The following is a 24,113-nucleotide window of genomic DNA, read 5'->3' as shown; positions in this document are numbered from 1 at the left end:
TTTTCAAGTCTGGATATGTAATTCTATGGAATTTAATTCATTTTTAGATGAAAAAAATACCTGTCTCAACATTGGCAGTATTGTTCACTCCACTGTCATGGCAATCTGCTACACTATATTTTTTCCTTGTTGAGCCTATCCAACGTGCTGCCATTTAAATTGTGGGTGGATGCTGATGCGCTGCCTAAAATTTTGCGTGAGGTGATTTTACGTGCCTCTGATCGTTACCAACTGGAAGTGACTTTTGTAGCCAACCAAAATGTGGGGATTACCCCATCGGTGCGGATTAAATCAATTCAGGTGATGAGTGGGGCAGACCGAGCCGATCAGGAAATTGTAGAACGGATGCAGGAAAATGACATTGTTATTACGCAGGATATTCCGCTTGCCGCCCAGGTAATTGAAAAGGGGGGTATTGCCATTCATCCTCGTGGTGAGATTTATACTACTGCGAATGTTAAAGCCCGTCTGCATTTGCGCGATTTCATGGACACACTGCGTGGCGCAGGTGTGCAGACAGGCGGTCCACCGCCAATCTCGGAACGGGATAAACGTGAGTTTTCAAGCTCGTTGGACCAGACCATTTTAAAGCAAAAACGGAAAACAGCTTCTTCTTGAGCCTGCCATTATGCCATCACGTATGAATCTCATGCTTAGCTATGCATTGCTGGTGTTTATCTGGGCAACCACACCGTTGGCAATTGTCTGGAGTGTTGCTGATTTACATCCCATGTGGGCTTTGGTGTTACGCTTTTTTATTGCCTTGCCTCTGGCTGTAACCATTTTAATGCTGTTAAGGATTCAGTTTCCCACGCATAAAATTGCATTATTCAGCTATATCGCAGGTTCATTGAGCCTGATTGGTTCACAGATCTTTACCTATGCCGCCACCGCCTATCTAAGCTCAGGTTTAATCGCACTGATGTTTGGGTTGGCACCGATTATGGCGGGACTTATAGGACGCTTTGGCTTCCAGCAAAAACTGGCAGGATTGCAGTGGCTGGGCATGGGTACATCAATTGCTGGGTTAGCCTTGATCTGTCTCAGCGGTAGTCAGAAGCATGTACAGCCGATAGGCATTATACTGATGCTGATCAGTGTATTTGCCTATTCACTCTCGATTTTTCTGGTGAAAAAGATTAATGCGGATGTGCAGCCTATGGCGCAGGCGACAGGTTCAATCCTCGTCTCAACTGTGTTGGCAGCTTTGCTTTTGCCGTGGATTTGGCAGTATGCACCCACTCATTTGCCCTCAGTCAAATCGCTATTGGCACTTGCTTATACTGTGGTTATGGCCTCACTGATTGCCATGTTCTGCTATTTTAAACTGGTGCAGAACCTAAAGGCGACCACACTGTCATTAACAACGGTGATGACGCCAATGCTGGCGATATTGATCGGGGCTTACCTGAACCATGAGCAATTGTCAGCTCAGGTATTTGTAGGTGCTGTGGTAATTTTGTTTGGCCTATTCCTTTATTTCTATAAAGATTTAGGCCTGTATCGCCGTTTAAAGATATAAGTTATATCTCACATTGTGACTAATTCGGCTCATCCTGTTGCGACTGTTGAATACTGGCAGCCAGCTTGGCACGGTCCTGCGGATGTAGGGTGATGAAATAGGCACCTATACGAAATTTATGTGGCTCTTCTGTTTCATTGCAATAAGCCACTTGGGCAATTGCTGCAATATGAAAGAAATTTTCAGGATGGCTCAGAGTAATATGGATATAGGCATCTTGGGCAAGCGGCTGCGAGCTAAAAAAGCTTAGACCTTGTTCAGAAACATTAACCTGCTCAGGTACAGGCAATAGCGACTGCACGATATTGTCATAAAAAGAGCCTGTAATCAGGTTCAGTTTTTGATTAAAAAGGGATAAGATACGGGCAATTTGTTGATCTTTTTCATTTAATTGTTCTAATTCGTAGCCAAGCGCATGATCAAATTGATCTAATTCAGCAAGTAGTAGAAAATAGCGAGGCAATACAAAATGAGAATCATAGGGATCATTCAAGGCAGCATCTATTGGAATGATTTGATAATTGATTCTTAACACCGCATCAATACGGGACATCGTGCGACGTTCAGTTTTGTCGTCAGTAACATGATGCAGTGTATTTTCCATAATAAATCACCTCGGACTAGATGGTATGTTTAAACCAATTTCGCTGTATATAGGGTTGAGATACACTCGTGCTCGGCGGAGTAATCATTTTATTTCTTTCATCGCTCTGGTTTCCATGATTGGTTTAACCTTGGGCGTTGCTGTCCTCATTACAGTGTTATCTGTCATGAATGGTTTTGACCGCGAATTAAAAAATCGTGTTCTGGGAATGGTTCCACAAGCCACTGTTTCTTCTACTCAAATTCTAACAGATTGGCCTGAGCTTGTAAAAAGAGTTGAACGCCATCCGCATGTCACTGGAGTCGCGCCATTTACCCAGTTACAGGGCATGTTGACTGCCCAGGGACAAGTGGCTGGCATTATGGTAACAGGGATTGAGCCTGAATATGAAAAAAAGGTTTCGATCATCCAAAACCACATGGTTTCTGGTGATTTAAATGCATTGAAAAAAGGTGAGTTCGGTATTGTCCTTGGTAAGGATATGACTGATGCACTGGGCTTGGGCCTAAATGACAACGTGACTTTGGTTCTGCCAGAGGCGACGCCATCCCCAGCAGGTGTGGTGCCGCGTTTTAAGCGTTTTAAGGTCGTGGGTATTTTTAGTGTGGGGGCAGAGGTGGATTCAATGGTCGGCTATATCGCCCTGAATGATGCCTCAACCTTGTTGCGTCTGCCAGATGGTGCGCAGGGCGTGCGCTTAAAACTGGATGATATTTTTGCTGCCCCTAAAGTGGCCAATGATATTGTGAGCCAGTTGCCAAGCAACTTCTATGCATCCAACTGGACCTATACGCATGGCAATTTGTTCAATGCGATCCAGATGGAAAAGACTCTAGTCGGTTTATTATTGGTGCTGATTATTGTAGTGGCCGCATTTAACATCGTTTCATCGTTAGTCATGGTCGTGACCGATAAAAAATCTGACATTGCAATCCTGCGTACCCTGGGTGCCTCACCTTCCATGATTACCAAAATCTTTATGGTGCAGGGGACAGTGATTGGGGTTATTGGAACGATTGCAGGGACAATTTTAGGTGTGACCTTGGCCTTGACCATCAGTGATATTATTTCATGGTTCAATACTGCTTTAGGCTTGAACCTGTTTGATGCCTATTTTGTGCATTACCTACCATCCTATCTCAGATGGCAGGATGTGGTGGTGATTGTCACAGTTTCATTATTGTTAAGCTTCCTTGCCACTATTTACCCTGCATTGCGTGCAGCCAAAGTTCAACCAGCCGAGGCGTTGCGTTATGAGTAAGATTGTTTTAGAAGCCAAAGATATTTATAAACATTTTGATGATGGCAAAAGCAAGGTTGAAGTGATTAAAGGTTTATCACTTCAAGTAAAAGCAGGCGAGTTTGTTTCCATTGTTGGCTCAAGTGGTTCAGGTAAAAGTACACTGCTGCATGTGTTGGGTGGTTTGGAACAACCCTCACAGGGACAGGTATTTTTACAAGGGCAACGTTTTGATAATTTAGGTGAAGCGGAGCGTGGTTATAAGCGTAATCAATATCTGGGTTTCGTTTATCAGTTCCATCATTTACTGCCTGAGTTTTCGGCTCTGGAAAATGTGGCAATGCCGTTAATGTTGCGTCGTGAAAGCAACTTTAAGGATGTCAGGAAACAGGCTGAATACCTGCTTGATCGTGTTGGCCTGTCACACCGCATGGAGCATAAACCAGGTGAGCTTTCGGGTGGTGAACGCCAGCGTGTAGCTTTGGCCCGTGCTTTGGTGACCAAGCCTGCTGTAGTGCTTGCAGATGAACCAACAGGTAACCTTGACCGTAAGACAGCCCTGAGTATTTTTGAGTTGCTGACTGACTTGAAAAAAGAGCTGAATATGGCGATGTTGATTGTGACGCATGATGAGCAATTGGCTCAATCAGCAGATTCGATTTTGCATATGCAAGATGGTTTATGGATTGATCCAAAATAATTTATTTTGTTTAATCTCTTGTTAAAGCCCTGAAAACGGGCTTTAATTTTGCGTTCAGAAAAATCAAAAACTTAATTAAAAAATTACATGTTAAAAATTATTTTATTGGGCTGGATTGCTGGTATTGCAATCATGGGATTTCATCTTGATTTTATCGAGCTGACATGGTGGATTTGGTTGGCTATTGCAATCCTGATCTTTAGCTTTGGCATATACAAGAAAGAATTCTATTTTTATCGACCTTTTTATAAAGCACTTATTTTAATCAGTGCAAGCTGGGGATTGTTTACAACAGGATATCATTTTGCAGATTCCGCATTAGAACAACGACTGCAATTAAAAGAGTTTGAATCACAATCCTATGAAGCAATTGTTTATATTAAAAATATAGATGAATTGAGTCATGATGGTCATAAACAAATTGCTGAAGTGCTTAATCGACATAAGCAATCTGTCAACTGGTTACTTTATTTAAAACAAGACAAATATCAGTTAAATCAGAAGCAAAGTTTACAGTTGGGTCATTATTATCGAGTTTATGGTCAGATTAAACCAGTGCATAGTTATGCTGTTGCGGGTGCATTTGATCAGGAAAAATGGTTTTTGCAGCAAAATATAATGTCTGCATTTTCAGTGCAGTCTATTCAACCTTTAAGCTTTGATGAAATTTACCATTTGGGTTATCAAGGTCACTTAAAGCAACAGCAAAGCTTTTCTGCTAAGTTTTTATTAAGCGTTGAGATGAAACGCTCAGAATTTCGGCAGATGCTACAAAATTCAAATCTACAGCACAAAGGTCTGCTTTTAGCCTTGCTGACAGGTGATGAAAGTCTATTATCCAAGACTTTAAAACAACAATTTCAACAGCTTGGAATTTCTCATTTACTGGCAATTTCTGGCCCTCATGTTTTAATCTTTGCCTTGATGTTGACATGGTTTTTACAAAGGCTGATACAGCGTTACGTTCCAAAAATCTATTTATGGCAGCCACGGCAGATTTTTCTGTTATTGCCTTTTGTACTCGGTGTTTTGCTGTATGTGGCATTTGTTGGCTTTGAGATTCCAGCAATTAGAACCTTGTTAACAGTCATCATTGCCAGTGTTTTTCTGGTATTTCGGCAAGCGATCCAGCCTTTTGCATTGCTGGTGTATAGCGCAAGTTTGTTATTAATTTATGATCCATTTAGCATTTTATCGGCAGCCTTTTGGCTGTCTTATGGCGCGTGTTTTATTCTGCTCAGGATTTATCAAACCATTCATGATTTACCCCAAAATCAGATGGCAACAAAAACGCAAAAAGTCATTGTTGCGGTTAAAGTTTTAATTGAGTCCCAGTGGAAAATATTCGTTGCCTTATTGCCCTTGGTCTTGATTTTCTTTCAACAGGTTTCATGGCTTGCACCACTCACTAATCTGATCGCTATTCCGATATTAAGTGGCTTGGTTGTGCCTTTGGATATTATTGCCGCTTGTGTCTGGCTGATTATTCCAGCATTGGGGCAATTATTGTTTCAGCTCAATGATATTTTATTATCTTTGTTAATGTGGGTTTTGAATGCATTGCAGCAGATTTCTCCTGACTTGTATGGTGTCAGTTGCACACCATTAATGATAGTCAGTTTGATTTTGGGTTTAATCATTTTATTTATGCCTAAAGGAACGCTGCCAAAAGCTTGGGCTTTGTTTTGCTTTTTACCTATTATATGGGGAGTAAAATCACAACCCACGATCTTAAATATTTTGGATGTGGGGCAAGGGCAATCAGTTCTTTTACAGCATCCTCAGCAGATATTAATGATTGATACAGGTGGGTCATATGATGAGAGCAAGTTCAGTTTAGGTGAGCGGGTGGTGATTCCATTCTTACGGCAACAGGGTGTTCGACAGCTGGATCATGTGATTCTATCTCATCTTGATCAAGACCACAGTGGTGCATTTCCTGCCATTCAAAAAACCTTTGTAATTACACAGGTTCAGTCCAATGAACGCAGTGACAAAATGCCGTTTAAGGATAATTTTTCATTTTGTCAGCAAGGTCAGAACTGGTCATATCCCAATGTAAAAATTGAGATTTTATCTCCACATCCTGAAGCATTGGCTTATGCCAAAGATCAGCAAAATGAACAGTCCTGTGTGGTGTATCTTCAGTTTTTTAATGCTCAACCCTATCAAAACTTTCTGATTATGGGCGATGCAGGCTGGGAAACTGAATATAAATTGTTGCAAGAATATCCTGATTTGAAAGTGGATGTGTTGGTACTTGGGCATCATGGCAGTAAACACAGTTCGGCCTATGATTTTCTGGCAACATTAAAACCGAAACTTGCGATTGCTTCGGCTGGTTTTAATAACCGTTATGGGCATCCGACTCAAGAACTACAAAACCGTTTGCAGGCGTTAAACATTCCTTTGCTTACCACTGTACAGGCAGGAACCATCAGTTTTATATTTGAAAATGGTAAAGTTGAGGTAAAGCAACAACGTCAACAGGTGAAATGGCTGGAAAGAAAATAGCCTAAGTATTTTCCTGAGATTGGTTTTGCTGACGAACTTCTGCAACCTTTAGCAAAGCCTCATTTTCATCAATATCATAAATTTTCTTGAGGGCGGGGTTGGCACTAAAACGTTTATAACTCCAGTGGTAATGTGCAGGGTAGCGTTGAATTAGCTGCTCCAGAGTCTGGTGAATGATCAGCGTGCCATCTTCGGCACTTCCCTCATAAATCTGGGGATTGATCGGTTCAATATGCATGTCAAAGCCATCTTGTTCATTTCTCATGGTATAGAGTAGGAGTGCTTTGGCCTTGGTTTTTTGAATGAGTTTCGCGCTCAGACTGCTTGAGGCGAGTGGAATACCAAAATAGTTGATCATTTCACCACCATGATCAGGGGTATGATCAGGCAGGATTGCGGTTGTTCCACCTTGTTTCAGGGTCTTAAAAATCTGCCGAACACCGCTTTCATCGGTAGGGACCAGATGAGCCTGTTCACGACAGCGTGCATCACGGACAAATTGGTCAGCATCAGGATTTTTGACAGGTTTATACAAAATAGTCATCTGTGTATATTTTGAGAGCCATGCATTCATTACTTCCCATGTTCCAAAGTGCGGAATAATCAAAACCAGACCTTTTTGTTCTGCCAATGCTGCATGAAAATAATGCTCACCATGAATCTTCTGAATTTGTTGAATATTCTTTTGATTGGAAGCTCCCCAAATACTGACAAACTCAAAATAAGAGGTCAATTCATTGCGAATTGCCTGTTTTATCAGTTGTTCTCTCTCTGGTTTAGCCAAGTCGGGAAACACAATCTGGATGTTGAGTCGAATGATTTTTGAAAGTTTGGAAAGCTGAAATGTGGTAAGTAAGGCTGCAACCAAACGTGCAAAAAAACGTCCTAACTGAATCGGCTGACGACTAATGAGCTTAAGTAGACGATAACCTGAACGGTTTGAATTTGGCTGAGTCATTTATTTATTGCAGATTGGAAAATTACAAGAGAGCAGTATAATGCAAAAAATAATTATAAGTTCAAACAAGTTATTTAAACAGTTTTGTGCCCATCAACGTATATAATAAAGCCACTTTTAAAATACATTGGATTGGAATCTTATGTCCGATTGGCCACCAAAACCACAAAATGAATCAACAAATCCGAATAATGTGACAGGCAAAGAATGGCAGATTTTAGAAAAAGCCGTTTTGGCTTCTGTTGAAGAACAACGCCGTAGCCGCCGTTGGGGTATCTTTTTTAAATGTTTGGGTTTTGCATATTTACTGATTGTATTGATTGCAATGAGTAAAGGGTGTTCGACCAACACAGAAAAATCAACCACCAGCATTGGCAGCAGTCATTTGGCAATTGTTGATATTGTTGGCACCATTGATTCCTCTGCGGGTCAGTCCACAGTCAATAGTGAAGATACCAACAAGGCTTTAAAACGGGCATTTGAAGCAAGTGGTAGTAAGGCAATTGTCCTCAATATTAACTCACCTGGTGGATCACCTGTGCAGTCGGATGAAATCTGGCAGGAAATTCGTTATCAGAAAAAACAGCATCCAAATAAAAAGGTCTATGCTGTCATTGGCGATATGGGGGCATCGGGTGCCTACTACATTGCCTCGGCTGCGGATGAAATTATTGTAAATCCATCAAGTTTGGTTGGTTCAATCGGTGTGATTATGCCGAACTATGGCTTAAGTGGATTGGCTCAAAAACTTGGGATTGAAGACCGTACCTTAACAGCGGGTAATAACAAAGATATCCTGAGCATGACCAAGCCAATTAATCCTGCACAGCAGGCACATGTGCAAGCTATTTTAGATAATGTTCATACCCACTTTATCAATGCGGTTAAAGAGGGACGTGGCAAACGTTTAAAATCAAATGATCCAGCGGTTTTCTCTGGTTTATTCTGGACAGGTGAACAGGCAATTGCACTTGGTGTTGCAGATCGTAGTGGTAGCATTAGCACCCTGATGCGTGAGTTAAAGGTTGATCAAAAAGTTGATTATACCGTTCAACGTAATCCTTTGGAGTCTATTTTGGGACGTATGGGTGCAAAGATTGGTGAGGGGATTAGTAGCTCTCTTGCAGCACAACTGGAAACTCAACAAAATGTGAGAATACAATAACATATCTGATGCAGTGCTTTGATCAAAGCACTGCGTTGATTTTAATCAGGCTGTGTATATCACAGCCTTTTTATTGTAAAAATAACTGTACAGTTCTCCCTTTTATTTGCAATACAGGTGTAGAACGAGATAATTGACCAATCAGTGAAATTAAAAGACAAGCTTATGAAACCCTTGATTCATTTTGCCCATGCCAATGGTGTGCCATCAAAAGTCTATCAAAAACTGTTTGATCAACTCAAAGATCAGTATGACATTATTTATGTGGCAGAGATTGGTACAGATAAGCGCTATCCAATTACGCATGGCTGGACATATTTGGTTGACCAAATCATTGATAGCATTGTACAGCAGGCTCAGGGGCGAAAAGTGATTGGTTTGGGACACTCGTTAGGTTCTGTATTAACACTAATGGCATCTTATCGCCGTCCAGAATTATTTTCACAAGTGATTATGCTGGACCCACCATTGATTATTGGCAAAGCCTCGTTTGTCTTTCATCTCGCCAAAATTTTTAAACCTAAATTGGTCGATAAAATCACGCCAGCAGGTTTGTCAGTGCGTCGACGTGATCACTGGGAGTCTCGTGAGCAGGCGGCGGAACTATTAGGCTCAAGAGGATTTTATCAGCATTTTGATGCTGATTGCTTTCAGGCCTATATTGACCATGCCCTGACTCATGATCCACAACGTGGAGGTGTGACTTTAACCATTCCAAAAGATGAGGAAGTGGCGATGTTTAGAACCACGCCATCCATGTGGTGGTTACCAATGCCAAAACCGCCTGTTCCTGTACATCTGGTGGTTGGCAGTGATAGTGTATTTTTAAAAGAAAAATTTCCGCAAGTGGCAAAAAGAAAACTAGGCATTCCATTTTCAATTGAGCAGGGAGGGCATATGTTTCCTCTTGAGCATCCTGTGGAAACTGCCGAAAAAATTAAAAGTCTGGTTATTTAATTCAAATAAAAAACGCATCCGAAGATGCGTTTCATTTTTAAAACTGGGCAAACTGAATTGGTCGTTCTAATGGTTTTTTGTTGAAATAGGCTTGACCATTTTCCCAGGTGAGCTGACCATTACATAACCATTGTGCTACTTGAGGGTAGATGAAGTGTTCAAGCTCATGCACACGTTGTGCTAGGCTTTCTACATTATCATGCAAACTCACCTGAATCACAGACTGGGCAATACTTTGTCCCGCATCCAGTTCAGCTGTTACAAAATGAACGGTACAACCATGCAAGCGATCTCCAGTATTTAATACACGTTGATGGGTATTCATCCCTTTATAAAAAGGAAGCAGGGATGGATGGATATTTAACATCTTGCCTTGCCATTTACTGACAAATTCTGGTGTTAAAATCCGCATAAAACCCGCAAGAATCACAAGATCAACTTGCCATGCCAACAGTTGCTGATGCATGGCTACATCAAAACTTTCCCGATTGGGAAAGTTTTGATGGGAAATCACAGCGGTGGCAATATTGGCGTCCTCGGCACGTCGTAATGCATAGGCATCAGCTTTGTTGGAGAGAACACCAACGATTTGCCCTGACAACTGTTTACCATGTTGGGCGTCGATCAGGGCCTGTAAGTTGCTACCATTACCAGAAACAAGTACCGCAATTCTCATTATGCAAAGATCACACGAATTTTTTCGTCTGCACCCTCAACTGATTCAGCATTTTCCTGAATGTGACCAATTTTCCAGGCTTTTTCACCTTGAGTATTTAATACATCAATGGCTTTATCCGCTTCGCTTGCATCAACCGCAATCACCATACCTACGCCACAGTTAAAGGTACGGTACATTTCAAAACGTTCTACATTGCCTTCACGCTGTAACAGTTGGAATAACTCTGACCATTCCCAGCTAGATTCATTGATAACTGCTTGAGCGCCATTCGGAAGTACACGCGGTAAATTGCCAGGTAAACCACCACCAGTAATATGTGCCATTGCATGAACATCGACTTGTTTGCAAAGCTCTAACACTGGTTTTACATAAATACGGGTTGGCTCCATAGCAACATCTGCAAGTGGACGACCATCAATAATTTGAGTTAAATCAACGTTCTTAACGTCTAAAATTTTGCGTAGCAATGAGTAACCATTAGAGTGAGCACCACTTGAAGCAACGCCAATCAACACGTCACCAGATTTTACTTTGGAACCATCAATAATTTTGCTCTGTTCAACCACACCCACTGCAAAACCAGCGAGATCGTAATCTTCGCCCTCATACATGCCTGGCATTTCGGCAGTTTCACCACCGACCAATGCACAGCCAGCAAGCTCACAACCTTTACCAATACCTGTCACTACATTTGCAGCCACATCAACATTCAAATGACCCGTTGCATAATAGTCCAGGAAGAACAATGGTTCAGCACCACACACCAGTAGGTCATTGACACACATTGCCACCAAATCTTGACCAATGGTATCGTGACGATTGAGATTCAGTGCCAAACGTAATTTAGTCCCTACGCCATCTGTTCCTGAAACCAATACAGGTTCTTCATAGCTTTTTGGAATTTTGCATAGGGCACCAAAGCCACCTAAACCGCCCATGACTTCAGGACGAGTGGTACGCTTAGCGACAGATTTGATACGATCGACCAGTGCGTCGCCCGCTTCAATGTCGACCCCCGCATCTTTATAGCTTAAACCAGTATTTGGGGTAGAAGTTGAGTTGCTCATAGTGAAGTCTCCGCATTGGCGGCAGATTATAACCCGAATATACGAAACTCTTCTGTTATTTATGCCCGAAAATGCTATCTTTATTAAAAATTTTTTCCATTTATAACGATTACACCAAGAAAGGCTAGATTTTATGCAAGATCAGGTATTGCGTCGTATCTTTATTCTCGCGGGACTCGCATTACTACTCTGGGTATTATATCTGTTGAAGCCAGTGGTATTGCCATTTGTAGGGGCATTCTTTATTGCCTATCTGTTTAGTCCGCTTGTTGACACACTTGTAAAGTTTAGACTGCCACGTTGGTTGGCAATTAGTGTTGTATTTGTTGGCATTGGTGTTACTTTAACCGTAGTTTTATGGTTTCTTGTGCCACTGGTATGGGAACAATTAATTTACGCCCGTGACAGTATTCCCGCAGGGATTCATTGGATTAACTCAACGTTTCTGCCGTGGGTATCCAAAACATTTAATGTGATTCCAATGGAACTGGATACCGAACAAATTTCCAAAACGATCATGGAATATGTCCAGACCAATTATAGTGCGGATAGTATTCAAACCATGTTGCTAAGTCTAGCTCAATCAGGTCTGAATTTTATTCAACTGGGCGGGGTGGTGATTTTAATTCCAATAATTTCATTCTATTTCCTTCTTGACTGGGAAAGAATGTTGCAAAGCTTTAGACGCTTGATTCCTCGGCCTTACGAAGCATCGACCTTGAGAATTGTGGGTGAATGTCACAGTGTATTGGGTGCATTTGTGAAAGGGCAGTTTCTGGTGATGTTATTACTGGGAATTGTATATGCTGTTGGATTGCAGTTGATTGGGCTGGAGGTTGGCCTGATTATTGGGATGATCGCTGGTTTGGCGAGTATCATTCCTTATCTAGGTTTTGCGGTTGGTATTATTGCAGCGGTTATTGCCACCTTGTTCCAATTTGGACTGGACTGGACACAGCTTCTCTTGGTCGGTGTTGTGTTCATGATTGGACAAATGGTTGAAGGATATATTCTGCAACCTTTCTTGTTGGGCGATAAAATTGGCTTATCTCCAGTTGCGGTGGTGTTTGCAGTATTAGCTGGCGCACAACTGGGTGGTTTCCTTGGGATGTTGATTGCATTACCTGTCGCAGCAGTGATTGTGGTGTTGTTAAAGCATGCGCGTGACAATTACGAAAAAAGCCGTCTTTATGGGTTACCGATTGAGGTGAGTGTTCCCCAGGGTGAAATTCAGCACATCAATGTTGATGCGGGTGATGTAGAACTTGATATTGAAATGAAAAACTCTCAAGATACAGGCACTTCAAATTCAAATGACTTTAAGTAATTGGGGAATATATTAACGATATGCGTCAACTGCAACTGGATATAGAACCACAACTGGATGCTCGAATCAGCGATTTTTCAGGTCCAGGTTGGGGAAATGTGGTTGATGCGGTCCGACAGTTACATGCAGGCTTGGTCAGCCGATTTTATGTCTATGGCGGAGCTGGAACAGGCAAGAGCCATTTGCTGTCTGCAATTTGTGATTCATATCTGGAATTAGGCCGCCGAGCAATAAAAGTATCTTTGCTGGAACTATTGGATGCGCCTATAGAGGCCATTACCTCATTAGAGTTTTACGAATTGGTTGCTTTAGATGACATTGATGCAATCAGTGGGGTCCCTCATTGGCAGAAAGCAGTTTTCCATTTAATCAATAATCATGAAGGGCAACTGGTATTTTCTTCCCGTGTGGCACCTATTGAGTTAAAACTTGAACTACCTGATTTGCAGTCCAGATTAACGCAGGCGGTAAGCGTAAAAGTTCCAAATGGAAGTTCATATGCAGACCGACAAGCCTTACTTCAGTCTGTTATGATAAGACGGGGTATTCATTTTGATCAGCAAATCGTTGACTATTTATTGAATAATGGCCCTCATCAAGCGTCAGTATTGTTACAAACGCTGGCCCAACTTGAAAAAATGCTAAAAGGCGAAAAAACCAGGCTTTCCAATATGACACTCAAGCAAATCTATGCATTGATTGATGAATATCGTCAATAATATAAAATTTCTTGAGAAATTGTGAGAGCTATGACAAAGTACGCACAAAGGATGTGGTTGCAAATTTAAATTTTGCAATATCAAGAAAAATGAAAAATAGAAGGAGATCGGTATGCTCAAACGGACGCTTGCCTGCGCTTTATTTGCGGTTACTGGGCATGTTTATTCTGCGGATATTCAAGTCACAACGTTGGTTGATGAAGACAAGGATGATACCGTTTGTTCATTACGAGAAGCCGTAGAATTTTTAAATAAACGTAGCCAGACAGCTTTTGAGAATGGTTACCATGGTTGTGGTAACAAGGAAGCTTCCTCTACTATTTTATTGGGGCGTGATAAAGAATATATATTAAATAAGGCTCTACAAATTAAAACATCTATGACCATTAGTACTGCTGCCAGTGGGGATTTTAATAATGATAAGAAAGGATTAAATAATGCAACTATTAAAATGGTTGGTACAGAACGCTTATTTACGGTTGATGATGAAAGTGTCGAAAATAGTTTGCTAGCGGTTGGTCTTATTGAGTTAAATTTACAAGGTTCATCCACCAAAGTAAATAATGGTGGTTTAATTCTAAACCGTGAAGCATTAACAATTCAATATTCTCGTCTGACTGGCGGTAATGCTAATAATGGTGGTGCAATTTATAATGCAGGTGTTTTATCTGATACACAGAAAACTGTAGGAACCGTAGCAATTAGCAATAGTATTCTTCAGAATAATAAAGCTGATCAAGGTGCTGCACTTTATACAGATATGCCATATTACCGTATCACTCAATCTGTAATTAGAGATAATACCATTACGACAAAAAATGGTTCATTGTTGTATACAAATATAGGTTTTAAAGATCCAACCATTGGAGTAAATATTTTATACAATGGCGCTTCTGGTTTGCGTAATTCAACTATATTTAATAATACAGGTGGATATGTTGCCAATATTCGTGAGGGGATGGTTTTAAATAATGTGACCATGATCAGAAACGATGCTGGTCTATATCTGCAAGCACCTAAATGGATCGTTAAAACCACAACAACAGATGAAAATGATGAGAAAAAAGAAACAAATACTGATTTAGTGAGTGCTTCTATTTCAAATAGCATTATTGTTGGAAATGGTGAGAACACATGTGGTTTGAAAACAGATCCAGAAGACTCAACAATTGTACAGAGTAATTTAATAGACTCAACTTGCGATTTTAGCAAATTTGATAAGTTACTTGATCGTAGAAACTTTAGTGTGGGAGACAATAAACTGATTGCAGGGAATAATATTGTAGATCAGAAATGTGACGCCCCACCTGCAAGTGGTCTGTTATGTCCTTATTATACACCTAAAGATCAAATGCTTGGATTCTTTAAACCACGTTTATTAATGGCTTATAATCAATTGTCAGACTCTTTAATTGTTAATAAAGGCCGAATTTATAGTGATGGTGGTGCTGTTGGTTTAGCAAGTTGCGAAGGAAGTGATCAGCGTGGAAAGAATCGTAGTGGTTATGATGAATTATGCGATTTAGGGGCAATTGAATTGGTCATTAACCGAGGGGATATCTCAATTGTTGGTCAAGATATTCTGTACGGTGAGATTGCGAAGTTTAGTATTGCAGACAGTTTATTGGATGGTGAATTATTAGATCCAGCGTCGTGTGAACAAGTCTTGGGTAAACGTTCTGATGGGCAAGCATGGCAGTGGGGATGTTTAGAAATAAAACAAACTGCCACTCCATCTAAAGGTAAACTGACTTTGGATCAAGATGGCAACATTACTTATGTGCCAGACAGTAATTGGCATGGGGCGGATAAGTTTAATTTACGTGTAATGACTACAACAACACGTTTAAATGATGTTTCTAATTATTATATTGAAATCCCAACAACGATTGTACAAGATCCACCAAATAACTTTAAAAGTAAAACCGTGAATGTTTCTGGGGGAAGTATGGGTTTTGCTGCAATATTTATGTTGTTAGGTTTAGTTGGAATACGCCGTTTTAAATCATAATCAAGGATGATGAGATGAAAAATTATAAAAAAGCTCTATTAGCAACTATGGTAATTGCTGCTATGCCTCTTTTGGCTGCAACAAGTAATACCCCAATTAATGTTACAACTTTCGATGATGAGGATGGTGATAACCTAAATGCTTGTTCTTTAAGGGAAGCATTGAAAACTGCAGAAACACGTAAGTCGTTTGGTGGATGTGAAGTTACTGATATACTTTCAACTACTCAGAAAGTGATTCAGCTTAAGGCTGGAACCTATGTGTTAAATACAGAGCTGACTCCAAAAGTTGATGTGTCAATATGGGGGGAAAGTCCTGTAGATTGGCAGAAAAAGAGTGTTCTTACCAATGATTATCCAGCTCAAACAGATCTGAAAACCACTATTGAGGTAAAAAATAATAGTCGTATTTTCAATACGACTTTAGCTAATAAAGCTTTAGCCTTAAGCAATATTATCTTAATAAATGGTAAAACTCCAGATCGGGGAGGGGTAATCTATGCAGGTGCCAATGTTACATTGCAAAATACTAAAATCTTAAATTCACAGGCTGGTCTGGGCGGAGGAGCCATATTTTTGGCGGGACCTACAGCCTCACTTTCTATAACAAATAGCTTAATTCAAGATAACCAGTCACCAATCGGAAGTGTACTGGCGATGAGCTGTTTTAATGATAATGTTTATTCAAAGCGTGATATCAGTATTACTGGAAGTAGTTTGGTTGGTAATGGTTCTAGCAGTTCAAAGAGCATGTTGGATTTCTGTGGGGAGCCCAAAGTTACTTTATCAACCAATACAATTGCTAAAAATATTGCAGATATAGCAATCGGTAATTTAATTCAATTTTCAGGAAATACCAAAGCAAGTGATACGCCAAATAATAACTCTAGTGTATTAAGTAATAGCAGTAGTTTGGAATTATTGAATAATACGATTGTCGAGAATACGGTAAATACCACATTATTATATGATAAATTGGGTACTAAGCTACTTAGTTTTAATGTGTTGGCTTATAATAATGGAAGTTATGCTTGTCGTTATTTACTAGGTGATGCAGCTAAAGAGGAAAAGGTTGGTTTTAATGTTGTTTATAATGCCTTATCTCTTAAAGGTGATAATAAATGTGATGTTCCAGACCAGTCCTTGAAAGAAAATAAAACTAATATTGATGTTAGTGCCATAAATGATATTAAGACACTCCTTAGTCCACTAAAAAGTGCCTCTGAATATACTGCTTTCCTACCTTTATATTATCCTAGAAATAATAGTACTGAGACAGACCTAGTCAATATAGGAGCGACAGGTTGTAGTTCAACAGACCAACGTAATATTGCACGTATTACGGATGGAACATTATATTATGATCCTAATGCTCAAAATAGTTGTGATATTGGTTCAGTTGAGTTGATGAAACTTACTGCTGGAGATTTGGTGGATTTATCTAATGGTTCATTATTAGGTCTTGTGGCTGGTTATCAACAAGAGTATGATTTTTTTAAAAATTTAGTTGAAAAGCCTAATAATCCAGACTTTTTGACTTATTATAAACTTCGTTTGCAAGAATATAAAAATTTACTGGAGAATACTAAGGCAAATTTGAAATATCGTGGAATTTATGTAGATTTAAAAAAATATAAGCTCCCATTGCCACAAGAAGTTGAGTTGGCAGATGGCAATCATCAACTCAATTTCTTTAGTCCAGAAAATTATAAAGTAACTGTTGAAGCATTGGGGATTGGACAAATCAATGATACTGGTGAAACAGTAAAACCTGATCCAAACCTACATTGTGAATGGAATGAGGACCTAGAGCAAATTCTTGTTTATAGAACTGATGATGCAATTACTCAAGCTGGTGATAAAGCTTTTTGTAAATATACGATTCAATCTAAAAATGACGAAAGCGTAAAGTCTTCTGGTTTGATTCAAGCTGCATTTGTTAATATGGCTCCTTTGGCTAAAGATACATCAGTAACTTTAAAGTACAGACAGCATGAAAAAGCGACTTTAAATTTATTAAGTTTTGCCAATGATGACGGTGATACAGGTGAGGGGGGCAAAGGACCTGACAGCAATCCAAATAAACCTGCTTTCTGGAAAAATGCAGATGGAGTTGAGTTACCAATTCGTTTAACTAATATACCAAACAGAGATTTGACCATAACAGCAGATCGTCAAGGGGCTTGTCCTGAACCAGATGATAAAGAAATCTGTTATGGCGGTAATGTTTATGTTCAGGAAGTAAATACATTTAACCCATTTAATTTCTCATTCAATTATCAAGTGTATGATGCAGATGGTACTGCTTCAAATACTGCAACAGTGAGTGTCATTAGTACAGCCACAACAACTGATGATACTCGTCCTGCGGGTAGCGGTGGTGGCAGCACGGGTATTTTCTCAATATTTGGGTTATTAAGTTTGCTGGCTTATCGCCGATTCAGAAAATAGAAACAGTGAATTAAAAAACAGCGCTATTTATAGCGCTATTTTTTTATATTCTGAGTAATCCTCTAGGGATAAGCTTAAATTATAGTCAGTGCTCAGAATATTTACTTAGATATTCATCTCTAATTGTTACACGTTCTTCCAAACTTGCATTTTGCATACGTTTACGTAGGTTATTTCGCTCCTGAGTGCTCATTTTCTGCCAGATGTCACGCATTTTTTGTTTTTCATCATCTGGTAATTGCGTAAACCATTCCATTCTTTGCTGGAGTTGTGAACCTTGGTCTGTTGGAATTTCTTTCAATGTTTGGTAGCGTTTAATTAAGATACGCTGTTCTTCAGGGGATAAATCATCCCATGCTTCTTCAGTTGTCGGTTTGCTGAGTTTAGAGAAAACCCAAAACCGTTCTGAACCAGCAAAACTGGTTTGTAATAAACCCAATGTACACACAACAAGTGCTAACTTTCTAGCTGCCATGTGGAACTTTACCCTCACCCAAGACCATTAACATTTCCATATCTTCAACCATTTGTGGCGAAAGCTTTGGATTTACGATGACCTGATTTTGTGGTTTATCTGTAAGTTGCAAAGAACTTGGAAGAACCACAATACCCATAATTGCAGCGGCAAATGCAAAACCAGTCATTTTCCAGATACTGTAAAAAGACGTATGTTTCTTTTGAACAGAATCGAGAACATGATTCATCACCAACATTTTATTGTGATGTTGTTCTCTTGCGAGTTGATCAAGCTTGGAAGTCACTTGTTTGGTGAATTCATCTTTTTTCATTTGATGATCCTCCCGTATGTGGGTTTAAATGCTCTAAAGCGATTCTGAGTCCCTGAATTGCACGGTGATAATGTGTTTTCACACTGCCTTCACTGCAATCCATGATTTGAGCTGTGGTCATGGTATCAAAACCCTCCCACGCTCTTAGCATAAATGCCTGTTGTTGACGTACTGGTAATTGATTGATTGCAGCCTGAATTTCTTCCATTGTGACTTCCTGATCTAGAAAATCGAATGGATTAGGGGTGGATTCATCTACAACATCAATAATTTCTTCGTCATCATCCAAATTAATTTTTTTAAATAATGAAAATGGGTTTGCACGGCGTGCTTCTTTGCGCCGCCAGTCCTGAAGTTTGTTATTTAAAATGGTATAGAAAAGCGGATACCATTCTTCGGTACTTTTATCTGAATATGACTTGTGCAATGAGATAAAGGCTTCCTGAACCAGATCCATTGCAATGCCTTGTTGTCCCTGGGTTGCACTTTCCATCATCACAAGCGCACGACCTGTCACGTCTTGCATAAAAAAACGCAGACGTTGTTCAACAGTACTGCGGTCAGTACCATTATCGGTTCGGGCCTGTTTCGGTGCTAAATCCATAGAGATGGAAAATCCTGTCATGGATACCCACCATTATTTCAATTCATTAATTCTATAACGTTGAAAAGGGTGGATGCGTTGACAACTCAAGCAATTATTTTTAGTAGTGTAATGGATTTTCTCAGCAGAGAAAGTGTATTTAAAATAATTTAACCTTTTACTGGCGTTGGCGAACCATTTCAAACAGACAGATTGATCCCGCAATTGCAACGTTCAAGGACTCCTGACCACCAGGTTGGGGAATGGTGACAGCCTGGGCATGTTCAAGGGCATAGTCACTTGCACCTTGGCCTTCGTTACCTAGAATCCAGACACAGGGCTGGGTTAAATCCTTGCCATATAAACTGGTGGAACGGTGGGAGCTGGTGACAAACACGGGAATATTAAATTTTGGTAAAATATCTGTAAGTTGATAATTCTCAAAACAATGTAAACTAAAATGTGCGCCCATGCCTGCACGTAGTACTCGAGGAGACCAAAGTAATGCTGAACCTTGGGTACAAATGACTTGTTTAACATTGGCCGCTGCTGCTGAGCGTAATAATGTACCCACATTACCTGGGTCCTGAACATTTTCAAGAATCAGGGTGTCTTTGCTAAAATCAATAGTTTGAATATTTGAGGGTAAGTCAATAATGGCCAAACAGGGTAGGGTTGTACCCAGTGTACTAAGGTCTTTATATAAAACCTCACTGATCACAAAGATATGCCCTTTGTGCAATTCAATTATCTTTTGCAAATCTGGATGGGCTAAGGCCTGTTCAGTGGTAAATAAGGAAAAGATTTTCTTTTGTTGTTGTAACCATGTTAGGCACAAATGTGTTCCTTCGAGTACCGTTTGTTGATGTTTTTTTCGGGCACTGTTGAGTTCGATGAGTCCACGCAAATGTTTGATTTTTGCATTGTCTTTTGATTCTAAAAAAATAACCGCCATAGGGTAAATATCCAAAAGGGCATTACAATTTATAATGCCCTGATTATTAAAAATAATTAATGATAACTTGTTACGCGTTCCACTTCATTTTTAGAACCGATAATTACAGGCACACGTTGGTGTAACTCAGTTGGCTGGATGTCCATAATGCGAACACGGCCTGTTGTACATGCACCACCAGCCTGTTCAATCAGCATGCTCATCGGGTTTGCTTCATACATCAGACGTAAACGTCCAGCTTTTTTCGGATCTTTTAAATCGTAAGGGTAAAGGAAGATACCACCACGGCACAGGATACGATGAATATCACCCACCATACAGGCTACCCAACGCATATTGAAATCTTTTTCACGGACTGAGGTTTTTCCAGCAAGTAGTTCATCAATATAACGTTTTACAGGATTTTCCCAGTGGCGTTGATTGGATGAGTTGATAGCGAATTCCTGAGTATCTACTGAAACCTGAACTTGTTCAGTCGTAAGCAGGAAAGTTTGTGTCGTTGGATCAAATGTGAAGAAAGTAACACCTGCACCTACAGTAAGAACCAGCATGGTGGATGGCCCATACAGTACATAACCCGCAGCGACCTGTGCTGTGCCTGCCTGCATAAAGTCAGTAGATTGGGTTACGGCATTTTTAGCAGGTAAAATTGAGAAAATCGTACCCACACACATATTGATGTCAATATTGCTCGAACCATCAAGTGGGTCAAACAAAACCAGATATTTACCATTTTCCTGTGCAGGCGTAAAGTCATCCAGCTCTTCAGAAGCCAAGCCACCCACCTGTGGATGAACTTTGAGGGCATCAATCAGGTAATCATTTGAAATGACATCCAGTTTCTTTTGTGTTTCGCCCTGAATATTTTCATTACCCGCACTGCCTAAAATACCTGCCAAAGCACCTTTTTGCAGAGCCTGATCAATGGTCTTGCATGTGTCTGCAATTGTTTCAATGACCTGAGCCAACTCTGGTGTCAAATTCCCATTTTGTTGTTGTAAATATTGGGACAAAGTAAGGTTTGACGACATATTGAATAGCTCCGATTTTGCTGCATCAAAATTGATAAAAGAATGCCGCTATTCTAGATGAGAATGCCAAAAAATAAAAATTATCTTACTTTATTTATGTTGCTTTTATGATTACAAGTCTTCATTTACATGCTATGTTGGATGCATATTAGACAGGATGTTTGGAGAATAAAATGTCAATCAAGAATTTTGAAGCAACCCCAACCCCAAGTGAACCAATTAGTTTGGATGAAATTTCCAAGGAAAATGTGAAAGATGCCTGGAAAGATTATGAAGCCAAGCCTGAGTATAAGAATTTTAATAAGCACGATATGATTGAGTCGATGCAGTCATCTAAACAGGATGATAATATCCAACAACAGCTATAAAAAATGCTCACATCATGTGAGCATTTTTTCTTAAAGTATTATCTTAATAATGGCGGAACGGCTTCATAGTTGATTTCCACACGGCGGTTTTCTTTCCATGCAGCTTCATTATGGCCCTGATTGACAGGAGCCTCCTTACCATAGCTTACAGCTTCAAGCTGCTGTGGGTTTACACCATTGGTGATTAAAAAGCTTTCTACCGCTTTAGCACGGCGTTCGCCAAGTGCCATATTATATTCACGTGTACCGCGTTCATCGGTATGGCCTGTTAAAGCAACTTTTGAATTGGCATTTGCAACAAGAAATTGAGCATGTGCCTGTAATGTTAGATAATCTTCTTGGGATAAGTCGCTGCTGTCATAGTCAAAATGTACAACACGTTTTGCTAAAAATGCTTTATTCGCTGCGGTTACGCCTTTTGAGGACGCACCTGCCAAGTTTTGTGCATTTAATGCAGCATCTTCACTGAGACCATCGGTACTTACCGTTGTTGCACTGTTTGGTGTATTGCCTGCGGTAATTTCAGCAGCAGGTTTACGGCTGGCACAGCCTGTAAAAACCAAGGTCGCTGCGAGTAGGGGGAGTGTCAGATATTTAATATTCATATGTTTCTCCAATCAATCAAATTTATTTGGGTGCCCAAGCTGGTTCGCGAACTTCACCTTGCTCACTTGGTAAGTTCATACGGAAACGACCATCTGTTGACATGATAGAGAGTAAGCCGCGCTCTCCCTCACGTGTCGCATAAACCACCATTTGCCCATTGGGTGAGAAGCTCGGTGATTCGTCCAGACTGGTTGGTGTCAGGATATTGGTAATGCCTGTATTAATATCCTGAATGGCAACTTTATAATTGCTTCCACTTGGACGATGAACTAATGCAATTTTTTTACCATCCGCACTTAAGGTGCCACGGGCATTGAACGCACCCTTGAATGTTAGGCGTTTAACCGAGCCATCATCAAAACGATAGCTATAAATTTGTGGAGAACCACCACGGTCAGAAGTGAAGATAAATGACTTGCCATCTGGTGCATAACGTGCTTCGGTATCAATCGCTGAATCGTTGGTCATCCGCTTGACTTGGCGGCTAGCTAAGTCCATTTGATAGATTTCAGGGTTACCATGCATTGAAGCGGTAAAGAGCATGGACTTGCCATCTGGTGAAAAGCTTGGTGCGCCATTCAAGCCCCTGAAGCTTGCTAAAACTTCACGCTGTCCTGAAGCCAAGTCCTGAAGATAGATTGCAGGACGTTTGGTTTCAAAAGAAACGTAAGCGATTTTCTTTGCGTCTGGGGTCCAGGCAGGAGAAAGGATTGGATCACGTGACGAAAGGACGGTTTTAGGTTGTTCGCCATCGGTATCAGCAACCTGTAGGGTATAACGTTGAGCTGGGGTTGCCTGATTTCGCAGTACATAGGCAATACGCCCACTAAAGTCACCTGCAATACCTGTCAGTGCCTGATAAATCGCATCACTGATCATATGTCCCGCCTGACGGATGCGTGAACTTGGTACAGTCAGGACCTCATTGAGTAGGTATTGCTGTTTTTGTACATCATACAACTGGTATTGAATTTCAAATGTATTGGCATCAACAGCTTTCATTTGTCCGACAACGACATAGGGAACGCCAGCATTTTGCCAGTCGCCAGCCTGAATCTGATCAATACTTGCAGTGGCAGGTAAATTTTGTGATGCACTGGTAAAACGACCTGAACGGTTTAAATCGCTTTCAACAATTGGATAAATCGCCTTGTCATTGGTAAATGGCACAATCGCAATTTTAGGCGCCTGTTCAGGGGCTTTGGCAATTTCAAGATGGAGTTGTGCAAAAGTTGTTGCTGGAACAACGGTGCTAATGGCAGTAAAAACTGCTAAGGAGATGAGATGTTTACGAGTCTTGTCCATAATTACAATAATTTGCATAGTATTGTTGTGGCTGTTGATTATTTAACATAGTTACATGCTTTGTGCTATGACAGGCATGTAACTATTCACGATAAATTACTATTGTGCAATAAATGTGATGGAAATTCGGCGAAGTTGACTCACAATATCAGGGTCATCAGGCATTGGTAAAGGTGACGCTCGTTTAACAGCATCCTCTACGCTTGCTTTCAAATCAGAATCACTACTATTGGCAACCACAGATTTTACGTTCCCATTAGCATCAAGTGTAATATTAACATTAATAGATTTTCCTCGAGAGGCTAAAGGGACTTCCCAAGCTCTGGTAATCTTATTTTTAAAAGCTGCTTTAGTTGAATCAGCGATTTTTTTACTTTCCGCTTTTTTCTGAGCAGCTTCTTGTTCAGCTTTTTTAGCGGCAGCAGCTTTGGCTTCTTCTGCATCCGCTTTTGCTTTAGCGTCGGCATCGGCTTTACGTTTTGCGTCTGCCTCTGCTTTTGCCTTAGCATCAGTATCTGCTTTTTTCTTGGCATCAGCGTCCGCTTTACGTTTTGCGTCTGCCTC

The 24,113-nt window shown here is 40.4% G+C and carries 24 protein-coding genes; 12 read left to right on the top strand and 12 right to left on the bottom strand.

What is annotated here, in order from left to right; all coding sequences use genetic code 11:
• The first annotated feature begins 144 nt into the window (after nt 1-144).
• Together F967_RS09440 and F967_RS09435 are read left to right on the top strand one after the other, a co-directional pair.
• Nucleotides 145-618 (top strand): YaiI/YqxD family protein, encoded by a 474-nt coding sequence (locus tag F967_RS09440; protein ID WP_004676796.1) that lies wholly within the window; start codon nt 145-147, stop codon nt 616-618.
• A 10-nt stretch (nt 619-628) separates the two neighbouring features.
• Entirely contained in the window at nt 629-1,522 is an 894-nt protein-coding gene (locus F967_RS09435; protein ID WP_004676799.1) for a DMT family transporter, read from the top strand.
• Nucleotides 1,523-1,541: 19 nt separating this feature from the next.
• Here F967_RS09435 and F967_RS09430 read toward each other — a convergent pair whose 3' ends face one another.
• On the bottom strand, nt 1,542-2,126 hold the full coding sequence (locus F967_RS09430; protein WP_004676801.1) for a PilZ domain-containing protein: 585 nt from the start codon (nt 2,124-2,126) through the stop codon (nt 1,542-1,544).
• Between the two features lie 25 nt (nt 2,127-2,151).
• On the opposite strand from F967_RS09430, the gene F967_RS09425 reads away from it, so the two are divergent.
• The 3 genes from F967_RS09425 to F967_RS09415 all read left to right on the top strand — a co-directional run bounded on the left by F967_RS09425 (nt 2,152) and on the right by F967_RS09415 (nt 6,580).
• On the top strand, nt 2,152-3,387 hold the full coding sequence (locus F967_RS09425; protein WP_004676803.1) for a lipoprotein-releasing ABC transporter permease subunit: 1,236 nt from the start codon (nt 2,152-2,154) through the stop codon (nt 3,385-3,387).
• A complete protein-coding gene (lolD, locus tag F967_RS09420) occupies nt 3,380-4,066 on the top strand; it encodes a lipoprotein-releasing ABC transporter ATP-binding protein LolD (protein ID WP_004799531.1) in 687 nt (228 codons plus the stop codon). Before F967_RS09425 ends, lolD begins: the two co-directional genes overlap by 8 nt.
• A gap of 87 nt (nt 4,067-4,153) precedes the next feature.
• Nucleotides 4,154-6,580, top strand: coding sequence for a DNA internalization-related competence protein ComEC/Rec2 (locus tag F967_RS09415; protein ID WP_004799530.1), 2,427 nt, complete (start codon nt 4,154-4,156; stop codon nt 6,578-6,580).
• 1 nt (nt 6,581) lies between these two features.
• Here F967_RS09415 and F967_RS09410 read toward each other — a convergent pair whose 3' ends face one another.
• A complete protein-coding gene (locus F967_RS09410; RefSeq protein ID WP_004799528.1) occupies nt 6,582-7,538 on the bottom strand; it encodes a lysophospholipid acyltransferase family protein in 957 nt (318 codons plus the stop codon).
• A gap of 142 nt (nt 7,539-7,680) precedes the next feature.
• Between F967_RS09410 and sppA the strand changes: the two genes are divergently transcribed.
• Both sppA and F967_RS09400 read left to right on the top strand, forming a co-directional pair.
• On the top strand, nt 7,681-8,703 hold the full coding sequence (sppA, locus tag F967_RS09405; RefSeq protein WP_004799526.1) for a signal peptide peptidase SppA: 1,023 nt from the start codon (nt 7,681-7,683) through the stop codon (nt 8,701-8,703).
• 165 nt (nt 8,704-8,868) lie between these two features.
• Nucleotides 8,869-9,660, top strand: coding sequence for an alpha/beta fold hydrolase (locus tag F967_RS09400; protein WP_004799525.1), 792 nt, complete (start codon nt 8,869-8,871; stop codon nt 9,658-9,660).
• 37 nt (nt 9,661-9,697) lie between these two features.
• On the opposite strand, the gene purN is transcribed toward F967_RS09400, so the two are convergent.
• The gene (purN, locus tag F967_RS09395; RefSeq protein ID WP_171063101.1) at nt 9,698-10,339 is read right to left on the bottom strand and encodes a phosphoribosylglycinamide formyltransferase; all 642 of its coding nucleotides are present in this window, start codon (nt 10,337-10,339) and stop codon (nt 9,698-9,700) included.
• Nucleotides 10,336-11,406 (bottom strand): phosphoribosylformylglycinamidine cyclo-ligase, encoded by a 1,071-nt coding sequence (purM, locus tag F967_RS09390; RefSeq protein ID WP_004799520.1) that lies wholly within the window; start codon nt 11,404-11,406, stop codon nt 10,336-10,338. The genes purN and purM overlap by 4 nt, the downstream gene beginning before the upstream one ends.
• Before the next feature lie 133 nt (nt 11,407-11,539).
• On the opposite strand from purM, the gene cxpE reads away from it, so the two are divergent.
• From cxpE to F967_RS09370, 4 genes are all read left to right on the top strand, one after another.
• Nucleotides 11,540-12,733 carry a chloramphenicol efflux transporter CxpE gene (gene cxpE, locus F967_RS09385; RefSeq protein ID WP_004761629.1) on the top strand — a complete coding sequence of 398 codons (1,194 nt, stop codon included), beginning with the start codon at nt 11,540-11,542 and terminating at the stop codon, nt 12,731-12,733.
• 20 nt (nt 12,734-12,753) lie between these two features.
• Nucleotides 12,754-13,452 carry a DnaA regulatory inactivator Hda gene (gene hda / locus F967_RS09380; protein ID WP_004676821.1) on the top strand — a complete coding sequence of 233 codons (699 nt, stop codon included), beginning with the start codon at nt 12,754-12,756 and terminating at the stop codon, nt 13,450-13,452.
• A 112-nt stretch (nt 13,453-13,564) separates the two neighbouring features.
• Nucleotides 13,565-15,463: a rhombotarget A gene (rbtA, locus tag F967_RS09375; RefSeq protein WP_004761627.1), complete on the top strand. Its 1,899-nt coding sequence runs from the start codon at nt 13,565-13,567 to the stop codon at nt 15,461-15,463.
• Between the two features lie 14 nt (nt 15,464-15,477).
• The gene (locus tag F967_RS09370; RefSeq protein WP_004799518.1) at nt 15,478-17,913 is read left to right on the top strand and encodes a CSLREA domain-containing protein; all 2,436 of its coding nucleotides are present in this window, start codon (nt 15,478-15,480) and stop codon (nt 17,911-17,913) included.
• Between the two features lie 85 nt (nt 17,914-17,998).
• Here the strand turns inward: F967_RS09370 and F967_RS09365 are convergent, their stop codons facing one another.
• The 5 genes from F967_RS09365 to F967_RS09345 form a co-directional block, all read right to left on the bottom strand.
• Complete coding sequence (locus F967_RS09365) at nt 17,999-18,388, bottom strand: DUF3106 domain-containing protein (RefSeq protein ID WP_004682687.1); 390 nt, start codon at nt 18,386-18,388, stop codon at nt 17,999-18,001.
• A complete protein-coding gene (locus tag F967_RS09360) occupies nt 18,378-18,701 on the bottom strand; it encodes a hypothetical protein (RefSeq protein ID WP_004682686.1) in 324 nt (107 codons plus the stop codon). The genes F967_RS09365 and F967_RS09360 overlap by 11 nt, the downstream gene beginning before the upstream one ends.
• Nucleotides 18,688-19,305 (bottom strand): RNA polymerase sigma factor, encoded by a 618-nt coding sequence (locus F967_RS09355; RefSeq protein WP_004676830.1) that lies wholly within the window; start codon nt 19,303-19,305, stop codon nt 18,688-18,690. The genes F967_RS09360 and F967_RS09355 overlap by 14 nt, the downstream gene beginning before the upstream one ends.
• Before the next feature lie 157 nt (nt 19,306-19,462).
• Nucleotides 19,463-20,239 (bottom strand): TrmH family RNA methyltransferase, encoded by a 777-nt coding sequence (locus tag F967_RS09350; protein WP_004682685.1) that lies wholly within the window; start codon nt 20,237-20,239, stop codon nt 19,463-19,465.
• Between the two features lie 56 nt (nt 20,240-20,295).
• The gene (locus F967_RS09345; protein WP_004682684.1) at nt 20,296-21,270 is read right to left on the bottom strand and encodes a class 1 fructose-bisphosphatase; all 975 of its coding nucleotides are present in this window, start codon (nt 21,268-21,270) and stop codon (nt 20,296-20,298) included.
• A gap of 173 nt (nt 21,271-21,443) precedes the next feature.
• On the opposite strand from F967_RS09345, the gene F967_RS09340 reads away from it, so the two are divergent.
• On the top strand, nt 21,444-21,638 hold the full coding sequence (locus F967_RS09340; RefSeq protein WP_004682682.1) for an NF038105 family protein: 195 nt from the start codon (nt 21,444-21,446) through the stop codon (nt 21,636-21,638).
• Between the two features lie 38 nt (nt 21,639-21,676).
• Here the strand turns inward: F967_RS09340 and pal are convergent, their stop codons facing one another.
• From pal to tolA, 3 genes are all read right to left on the bottom strand, one after another.
• Entirely contained in the window at nt 21,677-22,243 is a 567-nt protein-coding gene (pal, locus tag F967_RS09335; protein ID WP_004676838.1) for a peptidoglycan-associated lipoprotein Pal, read from the bottom strand.
• Nucleotides 22,244-22,265: 22 nt separating this feature from the next.
• The gene (gene tolB / locus F967_RS09330; protein WP_010589505.1) at nt 22,266-23,549 is read right to left on the bottom strand and encodes a Tol-Pal system beta propeller repeat protein TolB; all 1,284 of its coding nucleotides are present in this window, start codon (nt 23,547-23,549) and stop codon (nt 22,266-22,268) included.
• Nucleotides 23,550-23,648: 99 nt separating this feature from the next.
• On the bottom strand, nt 23,649-24,113 hold a 465-nt coding region (gene tolA / locus F967_RS09325; RefSeq protein WP_004757661.1), incomplete at its 5' end, for a cell envelope integrity protein TolA.

It is taken from the genome of Acinetobacter sp. CIP 102637, assembly GCF_000368425.1.
GTDB lineage: Bacteria > Pseudomonadota > Gammaproteobacteria > Pseudomonadales > Moraxellaceae > Acinetobacter > Acinetobacter parvus.
Note: the sequence above shows the minus strand (reverse complement) of the source record. Positions and strands in the feature narration are given on the sequence as shown.